We start from the raw sequence: 9635 nt of genomic DNA, 5'->3' as shown, positions 1-9635 counted from the left end.
CCGTTCACAAACATTAACGGCCGCTGCCCTTCCGCAGTTCCGGCAGGACGATGGAATAGACGACGGCTTACTTCCTCCCCACCTGCGCTCGAAGGCGGTTCTCCTGCTCGCGCAGCTCGGGCGTCAGCGCCTCGCCGAAATTCTCGGTATCGAACACCTGGCGGATTTCGATCTCGGCACCGCCGTCGAACGGCGCGCGCTTCATCCAGCCGATCGCATCGTCCTTCGACTTCACCTGAATCAGCCAGAAGCCGGCGACAAGGTCGTGGTCACGGCAAACGGACCGTGGCTCCGGGCCAAGAAAGAAGCGTTGATGCGGCCAGACTGCACGGAAGTCAGCCGATTGTCGCAGCGGCGTGCGGGACGGCCGAAGCCGAGCTGAACTTTCATCCTTCGAGGCTCGCCCAAGTGGGCTCGCACCTCACGGGTGAACGCAATTGCGTTCATCCCGGGGATGACGGCACCACCGTCGCAGCGTTCACGTCGCCTTCCACCTCCGCACCGTCTCCTTCTCGCCCTCGATATTCGCTTCGAAGAACGGCGCGGCCAGCACGGCGTGGATATGCAGCGTCACGGTGCCGGAATTGCGAAAGCCGTGCATGCGGTCGGCGGGCACGATCAGCGACTGGCCGGAATAGACCGTCAGGCGCTGCTCGCCCATCCACATCTCGGCTTCGCCCTCGCGCACTGTCAGCACTTCCTCGACCGGATGCGAATGGGTCGGCGCGCCGGCGCCCGGTGCGATCCACTGCTCAAACACGCATAATTGCGCAGCCCCGCTGCTGGCCGAGACAAGCATGCGGGTCTCGACGCCGAGCCGCCATGGCTCGGGCGTCATGTCCCTGACGTCGATGACGATCATTGGCTGGCCCTCTCGCTTTGCCGCTGGTTGAAGCGTGCCCCGGACGCAACGCAGCATGCAAGCTGCGGATCGGGGACACGGCCTGCGGCATGGGTTATAGAGGCGCCGAATTGATCCCTGGCGAATGGAACACCGATGGCCCCTGCTCCGCAAAAAGTCGCACTGGTCACCGGCGCCGCCCGCGGCATCGGGCTCGCGGTGGCCAAACGGTTTCTTGCCGAGGGCTGGCGCGTGGCGCTGCTCGACATCGAGGCTGCACTGCTGCAGGGCGCCGTCGCGGGCCTGGCGAATCCCGATTCGACCATGGCGCTGCCTTGCGACGTCTCGGATGCCGGCGCGGTGGTGGACGCGGTCGCCAAGGTCGGCGCGCGGTTCGGCCGGCTCGATGCGCTGGTCAACAATGCCGGGATTGCGGTGTTCGCGCCGCTGCTGGAGACATCGGACGAAGACTGGAACCGGGTGCTGGCAGTCAACCTGACCGGGCCCTTCATGTGCACCAAGGCGGCGGTGCCGCTGATGCGCGAATTCGGCAGCGGCGCGGTGGTCAACATCACCTCGATTTCGGCGGTGCGCGCCTCGACGCTGCGCTCGGCCTACGGCACCAGCAAGGCCGGGCTCGCGCATCTGACAAAACAACTCGCGGTCGAACTGGCCTCGCTCGGGATTCGCGTCAACGGCGTTGCACCGGGCCCGGTCGATACCGCGATGGCGAAGCAGGTCCACACCCCGGAAATCCGCGCGGATTATCACGACGCCATCCCGCTCAACCGCTACGGCCTCGAGGAAGAACTCGCCGAAGCGGTGTTCTTCCTGTGCAGCGACCGCGCCAGCTATATCACCGGCCAGATCCTCGCGGTCGACGGCGGCTTCGATGCCGCCGGCATCGGCCTGCCGACACTGCGCGGCCAGCGAAGGAACGGGTAGGCGTTCGAGTAGCGTAGCCCGCCGCCTCCCCGACTCGTCATCCTCCGCGAAGGCGGAGGATCCAGTACGCCGCGGCCTCTCGGTTCAATTACGGCCACCTCTGGAATACTGGATCACCCGCCTTCGCGGGTGACGACGGCGGAGAATGCTGAAAACCTAATCCTCCATCGGGCAGTTCACCATCCAGGGCGTGCCGAACTGGTCGATGCACATGCCGAATCCCCGGGAGAAGAAGGTCTTGCCGAACGCCATCTTGATGGAGCCGCCTTCGGCCAGCGCCTTGAACCGGCGCTCGGCATCGGCGGGATCGTCGACCTGCAGGGCGACCGCAAATCCCTGCGGCTGGTGGAAATCGCCGGGAGTGGCATCGGACGCCATGATCACCTCGCCATCGATCAGGATGCTGGCGTGCAGGACCTTGTCCTTCCATTCCGGCGGGACCGGCATGTCGGCCGGCCCGGTCGAATAGGGCAGGATCGCCTCGATCTTCGCGCCGAGCACCTTCTGATAGAATTTCAATGCCGCTGCGCAATTGCCGTTGAAGAACAGATAGGGGTTGACCTGCATCGCGTACTCCAGGGATGATTTGGATATGATGGTCCGTCACTTTTCGGCCAGCCGTTTCAAATTGGCGAGGCCGGCCTCGAAATCCTTGCCGACCATGTTATCGATATTGATGAACAGGTGCATGATCCTGGCCATGAACGGCGCCGGCCCGTGCATGCGCCAGATGACCCGGGTGGCATCCTCGTGCGGCAGCATGGTGAACTCGGCGGTGTTGTGGGCCTCGAACGGCGTGAAAAAATCCAGCTTGATGGCAATTTTGGAAGGCGCCGAGGCTTCGAGTATTTCCATGCGGCCCTTGCCGACATTCTTGTCGCCCTCCCACGCGTAGACGGCGCCTTTGCCGCGCACCGCACCGCTGAACGTGCGCTTCATCGCGGGATCCTTGTGCTCGTAGGGCGACCAGTTTCCCCATTGCCGGAAATCGTTGATCAGCGGGAAGATCTTTTCCGGCGGCGCACTGACGATGGCCGCGCGCTGCACACTGAAGCTGTCCGGCCTGGTCGCGGCGAGGATCAGCACGACCGCGATCGCGCTCGCCAGCACGCCGGCGATGATGGCAATGGTATTCAACATGGCAAACTCTCCTGTCTGTGAATCTACAGCAATGCCCTACTTCCCTGCGCCGGCGCTGTCGCGCATCAGGCGGTCGAGATGCATGCGGATGTGGGCGGCTTCCGCCGAGGTGTTGGCGAGCGCGATGGCGCGGTCGAAGGCGATGCGGGCCTCGTCGCTGCGGCCGAGCTGCATCAGGAACGCGCCGCGCACCCCGAAGAAATGAAAATAATTCGACAGCCGCGACGCCAGCGGCTCGATCATGTCCAGTGCCGCCTCGGCGCCGCGCACCTTGGATACGGCGACGGCGCGGTTGAGCGTCACCACCGGCGACGGCTGCATCACCTCCAGTGCGCCGTAGAGCAGGTCGATCTGGGTCCAGTCGGTATCTTCAGGCCTGGCGGCGCGGGCATGCAACGCGGCGATCGCCGCCTGGATCTGATAGGGGCCGCTTTGCCGGTGCCGCATCGCCTTGTCGATCAGCGCCAGCCCCTCGGCGATCATCTTCTGATTCCACAGGGACCGATCCTGGTCGTCGAGCAGGATCACGGCGCCCCCGGCGTCGAAGCGCGCCGCGGCGCGGGCATGCTGCAGCAGCAACAGCGCGGTCAGCCCCATGATCTCGGGCTCGCTCTGGAACAGCCGCAGCAGCAGCCGCGCCAGCCGGATCGCTTCCTCGCACAGCGGCTTGCGGATATCGGCGGTGTCGCCGCCGGCGGAATAGCCCTCGTTGAAGACCAGATAGATCATCGCCGCCACCGCGGCGAGCCGCTCGCTGCGCTCCACCGCGCCCGGGGTCTCGAACGGCAAGCCGGCGTCGGCGACGCTGGCTTTCGCCCGCGTGATGCGCTGCTCCATCGCAGCCTCCGAGACGATGAAGGCGCGCGCGATCTGCTTCACGGTGAGGCCCGAGACGATGCGCAGCGCCAGTGCGATCTGCTGGGTCGCCGGCAGCCCGGGATGACAACAGATGAACAACAGCCGCAGGATGTCGTCGCGGTACTGCGAGCCGTCGAGCCGCTCGGCAAGCCGCTCCTCGGCGTCATCGAGATCGGAGATCGCTGCGTCCTCGGGCAGCGGCTGCTGCTTGCGGTTGCGCCTGATGTCGTCGATCGCGACATTGCGGCCGACCATGATCAGCCACGCCGCGGGATCGCGCGGCGGGCCGTTCTGCGGCCAGTTCTTCAGCGCGCGCAGGCAGGCGTTCTGGAACGCCTCCTCGGCGGTGTCGAGATCGCGGAAATAGCGCAACAGCGCGCCGACCGCCTGGGGGCGCGCCGAGGTCAGCGCGGCGTCGATCCAGGCGGTGTCGGTCACGTCGGAAGGCTCCCGGGATTCAGCAGCCCGACGGGGCGGATTTCATAGGCGCCGCCGGGATTGACCGCCGCAAGGTCGCGCGCGACGTCGAGCGCGCCGTCGAGATTCGGGCAGTCGACGATATAGAAGCCGAGCAACTGTTCCTTGGTCTCGGCAAAAGGGCCGTCGATCACCACCGGCGGATCGTCCTTGCGCAACGTGGTCGCCGACGTCGTTGGCAGCAGCCGCGCCACCGGGCCGAGCCGGCCCTGTCTTGTCAGCTTGTCCTGTACCACCGCGAGCTTCGTCATGACGGCGGCGTCCTGTTCCTTGCTCCAGGAACCGACGGCGTCCTCGTCGTGATAGCAGAGAATGGCGTAGAGCATGTGAGCGTGTCCCGTTGACTGAACGACGAGTGGTGGCAGAGATTTCCGACAGGATAGCGGAAATATTTTGCAGAGCCATCTCGCCCCGGTAAGGTGATCCGCGATTCCGTGGCGATGAGGCAAAAATCCGATGAACAAAGGCGCGCTGGCCCTGCTGATACATGGCGGGGCTCAAAACTGGTCGCCCGAACGATGGAAGAGCCGGTTCGACGACGTCTGCGGCGATCGCCGGGTGTTGCTGCTGCCCGATCCCGCGCTCGATCCCGCCGAGGTCCATTACGCCGCGGTCTGGAAGCCCGCGCCGGGCGAACTCGCGGGGTTTGCGAACCTGCGCGTGATTTTCAATCTCGGCGCCGGCGTCGATGCGCTGATGGCCGATTCCAGCCTGCCCGAGGTGCCGCTGGTTCGGGTCGCGGTCGGCGACCTCACCGGCCGCATGACGGAATATGTCGTGCTGCACACGCTGATGCATCACCGCCAGGAACCGTATTTGCGCGCCAGCCAGCGCGAGAAGCGCTGGGAGCCGACCTATCAGTGGGCGGCCAATGCCGTTTCGGTCGGCGTCATGGGACTCGGTACGCTCGGGGCCGATGCTGTCGACGTGCTGCGACGCATAGGTTTCCAGGTGGCGGGCTGGAGCCGAAGCCCACGCCAGATCGAGGGCGTCGAATGCTTTCACGGCGAGGGACAACTCGAGGCGTTCCTGCGGCGGACCGATATCCTGGTCTGCCTGCTGCCGCTGACGCCGGAAACAAGGCAGATCCTGAATCGCGGATTGTTCGCAAAGCTCAACCGCAAGGGCCCGATGGGCGCACCGGTGCTGATCAATGCCGGGCGCGGCGGGCTGCAGAACGAGCCTGATATCCTGGCCTGCCTCGACGACGGCACGCTCGGCGCAGCGTCGCTGGATGTGTTCGGCCATGAACCGCTGCCAACCGACAGCCGGTTCTGGACCCATCCGAAGGTGGTGCTGACGCCGCACAACGCCGCGGATACCGATCCCGACGAAATTTCAAAATATGTCGCGCGCCAGATCGAACGGTTTGAAGCGGGCGGTGCGCTGGAGAACGTGGTGGATCGAAAGCGGGGGTATTAGACCTCGATCTCTGGTCGTCCCCGCGAACGCGGGGACCCATAACCACCGGCAGATATGGTTACGGAAGGTATCGACCACCGCACAAAAAAGAGAGCGCACGGCGTATGGGTCCCCGCGTTCGCGGGGACGACACCGAATTTGCCTCATCCCTTCCCCTCCAGCGTGTGCGCAAAACTCCAGCTATGCCCGAACGGGTCCATGATGCGGGCGTAGCGGGCGTCCCAGAACGAGTCCCATGGCGCCAGCGTGACGGTGGCGCCGGCATCCGTACCGCTTCGGTGACGCAGAGCGCCTTCTTGTAGAACTCAATCGCCGCATTGGCGTCGCTGACGACGAGATGCGGCGTAACGATCTGCACTTGGTCGGCCATTTCCTGAATTCCTTTTTCTCGATCACACCATCAGGACGAACCAGGAAGCCGGGAACCGACAGGGATGAGAAATCATTCCCGCGCTGGCACAACGCCACGGTCCCTCCCCTTGCGCCGGCGACGGAACCTTTGCCAGCGGGAGCCGTTCCTCTGATTGGATTTCAGCAGCGATTTTCGCTGGGAGGAGACGACAATGATTGACCGCGCCGCGATCGCCATTCTGGCCGGACTGATGACCGCCGGGGCCGCCTTCGCCCAGACCACGCCGCCAGGCGACACCAAGAAGGGCGAAACCAACTGCGCCACCACGGGATCCGCGACCTCGGGCCACGGCGAGGACAAGACCAACACCTCGATGGCGATCGGAAACAGCGCCATCCTGCCCGACGCAGGTGGCACCAATTCGGCCGCCCCTACCGTGCAAAGCGGCGGCAAACCGATGGAAGTGCGCAAGGATTGCCCGCCGGACGCCAAGGCGAAGTCGTAGCAGCCGCCTATTCGATCACGATGCGCGGCGCCGGCCGGCTCGACGCGCCGGTCGCGACCGCGGTCCAGATTGCGCGGGCAATATCGATGTAATGCCGCGCGTGAACACTATCCGGCTCGGTCGCGACAACGGGGCGACCGTCGTCCGAGGTCTGGCGGATCTGCATGTCGAGCGGGATCTCGCCGAGAAACGGAATGCCGCGCCGCTCGGCTTCCTGGCGCGCGCCGCCATGGCCAAAAATCGGGGTGACGTGGTTGCAGGTCGGGCAACAGAAGCTCGACATGTTCTCGATCAATCCCAACAGCGGAATGTTGACCTTCTCGAACATCGCGATGCCGCGCCTGGCGTCGATCAGGGCTATGTCCTGCGGGGTCGAGACGATCACCGCACCGGCCAGCGGGGTCTGCTGCGCCATTGTGAGCTGCGCATCGCCGGTGCCGGGCGGCAGGTCCACCACCAGGATATCGAGATCGCCCCACGCCACCTCGCGCAGCATCTGGGTGATCGCCGAGATCACCATCGGGCCGCGCCAGATCATGGCGAGGTCTTCCTCGATCAAAAAACCGATCGACATCACCTTGACGCCGAAACGCTCCATCGGCTCCAGCATGCGCGGGCCGATCTGCCGGGGCTTGCCGCGAAGGCCGAACAGTTTCGGCTGCGAAGGCCCGTAGATGTCGGCGTCGAGAATGCCGGCCTTCAGGCCGAGCGCGGCGAAGCCGAGCGCGAGGTTGCAGGAGGTGGTGGACTTGCCGACGCCGCCCTTGCCGGAGGCCACCGCGATGACGTGCCTGACGCCGGGAATGCCTGACGCTTTCGAGGTCGCGCGGGCCGGCATGGTGGGTTGGGTGGCGGACAAATCGGTTCCTTACGAATCCAGCGGATCGCCCTTCCTGGCTTCGCGCGCGCGCAGGTAATCCTCGGTCGTCATCACGGGCGGACGTTGCGGCGCCGCGTGCGGATCGAAACTCTCGTTGACCACGGCTTCGACCCGGCAATCCGCGCACATCCTGATGACGTCGAGGCGTTTGGCGTTGGCGCCCTGGAACATCCAGTGCTTCTCACCGAGTTTGGCCAGCACACGGTCGATCGAGCTCTTGGTGCCGAACGGTTTGTCGCAGGCAATGCAATGGAACGGCTCTTCTTCCTTCAGCACGGTAAGCGGCGCGTTCCACGCCTTGAAGTCGAGCCGCGGCTCCAGCGTGATGACGTCTTCCGGACAGGTGGACTGGCACAGTCCGCATTGCACGCAGAGGCTTTCGGTGAAGCGCAGCATGGCGCGGTCGGGATTGTCCGACAGCGCATGCGTCGGGCACGCGGTGACGCAGGCATGGCAGAGCGTGCAGCCCTCGACATTCAGATTGACGCCGCCGAACGGCGCGCCCGGCGCCAGCGGCACGACATCGACCGGCGCGGGTGCGGCGAGATGCAACTCGCGAAACGTGGTTTCGAGCACGCCGCGCTTGGCGCCGCGCGGCACGAAGCTCGCGGGTCTTGACGTTGCGATTCCGGCCGGCTGCGCATCCAGCATGACGCGCAACTGGTCGGGATCGTCGGTTTCGAGGATCCGCACCAGGCCGGCGCCGAACCCGAGCGCCGAGACGACGGTATCCGACATCTCGACCGCGCGCCGCAGCCCGGCAATGTCATGCTTCGGTTTGGCGCGCGTCAGCATGGCGACACCGCTGCCGCCATAGGCAAACACCGCGGCGATATTTTCGGGCCCGAGTTGTGTCACTTCGTTGACGCGGACCGGCAGCACGTTCGCCGGCAGGCCGGCGCCGAACCGCGCCAGCGCGTCGATGATGGCATCGCCATGCTCGCCGTCGTGGAACAGCACGACGGCCCTGCTGCCGCCGGCCTTGTGAAAGGTCTGCAGCAAAGCGCGCAGCCGCCGCATCAGCGCGTCGGCGCTGGGCAGCGAATACGACGCCGCGCCGGTCGGGCACACCGAAGCACAGGAGCCGCAGCCGGCGCAGACATTGGCGTCGATCGCGACCGCATTGCCGTCAGGCGCGATCGCGCCGGTCGGGCACAGATCGAGACAGCGGGTGCAGCCGGTAATGCCGGAGCGCGAATGGGCGCAGAGTGCTGCTTCGAACGAAACGAAGCGCGGCTTGTCGAACGTGCCGACCATGCCCCCGGCCTCGGCGATGGCGCGTTCGACCGCGGCGCGGTCGCGCGGATCGGCGCGCAGGTAGCCCGGACGCAATTCATGCGCGGGAAACAACGGCGCGCCGCCGGAGAGATCGAGGATCAGGTCGCAGGTCGAGGTGGCGCCATTGCGCGAAGCGCCGAACACCAGTCTTGCGCGCGACGACGGCTGCGGCAGCGCATAATCGTCGATCGCAAGCTCGAAGGCGCCGAGATGGCCCTTGGCGTTGCGGATGGTGCCCTTCAGCACCGGAAACTCATTGCTGCGGCGCGGGACCACGTCGCCCGGTTTGCTCAGCAGCACGGTGATGTCGAGGCGGTCGGCCAGCCGCTGCGCGGCTTCGATCGCGACCTCGTCGCGGCCATAGATCAGCGCGACGCCGCTGCTCTCCAGCGTCACCAGCGAGATCGGCGGCATGTCCTCCTGCGCCGCGGCGATCAGCGCCGCGGCTTTCGGGCCTGCGGCAGCCGCATCGTTCGACCAGCCGCCGGTTTCGCGGATGTTGACGAAGTGGATGGGGCGCACGTCCAGCGAGGCGCTGCCTTCGGTCTGTTCGGCCAGCTCGACGAACAAGCGGCTTTCCTGGGTGCAGGCCACCACCAGGTCGTCACCGCTGCGGGCGGCCTGCTGGAAGGCGGGTGCCTCGCGCCGGCACAGCGTCGTGTGTTCGGTCAATGTTTCGCCCAGGGCGCGGCCCAGGGCGGGCACGTCCAGCGGCATGGTGCGGTTGCAGTTGCAGATCAGCGTGGTCATGCGGTGGGCTCGTTGGGCTCGGTCGGTTCGGTGGGTGGCGAAAGGTCTTCGGCCACCGCTGGTTCGGGCGGGTTTGCAGGCGCTTGCGGCGGCACCTGTTCGGGTGCCTGCTCGGGTGCATCAAACACCTTCATGAACTGTGCGCTGGTGAGTTTGCGCGCCAGCTCCAGCGGCAGCGGGTCGGGCT

Annotated in this window: 10 protein-coding genes and 2 pseudogenes; 4 read left to right on the top strand and 8 right to left on the bottom strand. The window is 65.8% G+C overall.

Going from position 1 to position 9635, the window contains the following annotated elements:
* Nucleotides 1-382 (top strand): annotated as a pseudogene (locus Q8N40_RS26735) (hypothetical protein); the annotation flags it as partial.
* Nucleotides 383-478: 96 nt separating this feature from the next.
* On the opposite strand, the gene Q8N40_RS21035 reads toward Q8N40_RS26735, so the two are convergent.
* Complete coding sequence (locus Q8N40_RS21035) at nucleotides 479-862, bottom strand: cupin domain-containing protein (RefSeq protein ID WP_305319849.1); 384 nt, start codon at nucleotides 860-862, stop codon at nucleotides 479-481.
* Nucleotides 863-997: 135 nt separating this feature from the next.
* On the opposite strand from Q8N40_RS21035, the gene Q8N40_RS21030 reads away from it, so the two are divergent.
* On the top strand, nucleotides 998-1786 hold the full coding sequence (locus tag Q8N40_RS21030; RefSeq protein ID WP_305713161.1) for an SDR family NAD(P)-dependent oxidoreductase: 789 nt from the start codon (nucleotides 998-1000) through the stop codon (nucleotides 1784-1786).
* Nucleotides 1787-1942: 156 nt separating this feature from the next.
* Here the strand turns inward: Q8N40_RS21030 and Q8N40_RS21025 are convergent, their stop codons facing one another.
* Genes Q8N40_RS21025 through Q8N40_RS21010 form a run of 4 tightly spaced genes read right to left on the bottom strand, consistent with a single transcriptional unit; the run spans nucleotide 1943 to nucleotide 4587 of the window.
* A complete protein-coding gene (locus tag Q8N40_RS21025; protein WP_305713160.1) occupies nucleotides 1943-2353 on the bottom strand; it encodes a VOC family protein in 411 nt (136 codons plus the stop codon).
* 36 nt (nucleotides 2354-2389) lie between these two features.
* Nucleotides 2390-2926 (bottom strand): SRPBCC family protein, encoded by a 537-nt coding sequence (locus Q8N40_RS21020; RefSeq protein ID WP_305319852.1) that lies wholly within the window; start codon nucleotides 2924-2926, stop codon nucleotides 2390-2392.
* A 36-nt stretch (nucleotides 2927-2962) separates the two neighbouring features.
* Nucleotides 2963-4222: an RNA polymerase sigma factor gene (locus Q8N40_RS21015; protein ID WP_305713159.1), complete on the bottom strand. Its 1260-nt coding sequence runs from the start codon at nucleotides 4220-4222 to the stop codon at nucleotides 2963-2965.
* A complete protein-coding gene (locus Q8N40_RS21010; protein WP_305713158.1) occupies nucleotides 4219-4587 on the bottom strand; it encodes a YciI family protein in 369 nt (122 codons plus the stop codon). Before Q8N40_RS21010 ends, Q8N40_RS21015 begins: the two co-directional genes overlap by 4 nt.
* Nucleotides 4588-4717: 130 nt before the next feature.
* On the opposite strand from Q8N40_RS21010, the gene Q8N40_RS21005 reads away from it, so the two are divergent.
* Together Q8N40_RS21005 and Q8N40_RS21000 are read left to right on the top strand one after the other, a co-directional pair.
* Nucleotides 4718-5683 (top strand): glyoxylate/hydroxypyruvate reductase A, encoded by a 966-nt coding sequence (locus tag Q8N40_RS21005; protein ID WP_305713157.1) that lies wholly within the window; start codon nucleotides 4718-4720, stop codon nucleotides 5681-5683.
* A gap of 563 nt (nucleotides 5684-6246) precedes the next feature.
* Nucleotides 6247-6540 (top strand): hypothetical protein, encoded by a 294-nt coding sequence (locus tag Q8N40_RS21000; RefSeq protein WP_305319856.1) that lies wholly within the window; start codon nucleotides 6247-6249, stop codon nucleotides 6538-6540.
* A 7-nt stretch (nucleotides 6541-6547) separates the two neighbouring features.
* On the opposite strand, the gene Q8N40_RS20995 is transcribed toward Q8N40_RS21000, so the two are convergent.
* The 3 genes and pseudogenes from Q8N40_RS20995 to Q8N40_RS20985 all read right to left on the bottom strand — a co-directional run.
* On the bottom strand, nucleotides 6548-7399 hold the full coding sequence (locus tag Q8N40_RS20995; RefSeq protein WP_305713156.1) for an Mrp/NBP35 family ATP-binding protein: 852 nt from the start codon (nucleotides 7397-7399) through the stop codon (nucleotides 6548-6550).
* A gap of 9 nt (nucleotides 7400-7408) precedes the next feature.
* A complete protein-coding gene (locus tag Q8N40_RS20990; protein WP_305713155.1) occupies nucleotides 7409-9448 on the bottom strand; it encodes a 4Fe-4S binding protein in 2040 nt (679 codons plus the stop codon).
* Nucleotides 9445-9635: pseudogene (locus Q8N40_RS20985) on the bottom strand (hypothetical protein); the annotation flags it as partial. The gene Q8N40_RS20990 and the pseudogene Q8N40_RS20985, both read right to left, overlap by 4 nt.

It is taken from the genome of Bradyrhizobium sp. (assembly GCF_030693485.1).
Lineage (GTDB): Bacteria > Pseudomonadota > Alphaproteobacteria > Rhizobiales > Xanthobacteraceae > Bradyrhizobium.
Note: the sequence above shows the minus strand (reverse complement) of the source record. Positions and strands in the feature narration are given on the sequence as shown.

What these genes read in the sequence shown, in the direction of transcription:
- Q8N40_RS21035 (WP_305319849.1), bottom strand. Translation starts at nt 862, where the DNA reads ATGATCGTCATCGACGTCAGGGACATGACGCCCGAGCCATGGCGGCTC.
- Q8N40_RS21030 (WP_305713161.1), top strand. Translation starts at nt 998, where the DNA reads ATGGCCCCTGCTCCGCAAAAAGTCGCACTGGTCACCGGCGCCGCCCGC.
- Q8N40_RS21025 (WP_305713160.1), bottom strand. Translation starts at nt 2,353, where the DNA reads ATGCAGGTCAACCCCTATCTGTTCTTCAACGGCAATTGCGCAGCGGCA.
- Q8N40_RS21020 (WP_305319852.1), bottom strand. Translation starts at nt 2,926, where the DNA reads ATGTTGAATACCATTGCCATCATCGCCGGCGTGCTGGCGAGCGCGATC.
- Q8N40_RS21010 (WP_305713158.1), bottom strand. Translation starts at nt 4,587, where the DNA reads ATGCTCTACGCCATTCTCTGCTATCACGACGAGGACGCCGTCGGTTCC.
- Q8N40_RS21005 (WP_305713157.1), top strand. Translation starts at nt 4,718, where the DNA reads ATGAACAAAGGCGCGCTGGCCCTGCTGATACATGGCGGGGCTCAAAAC.
- Q8N40_RS21000 (WP_305319856.1), top strand. Translation starts at nt 6,247, where the DNA reads ATGATTGACCGCGCCGCGATCGCCATTCTGGCCGGACTGATGACCGCC.
- Q8N40_RS20990 (WP_305713155.1), bottom strand. Translation starts at nt 9,448, where the DNA reads ATGACCACGCTGATCTGCAACTGCAACCGCACCATGCCGCTGGACGTG.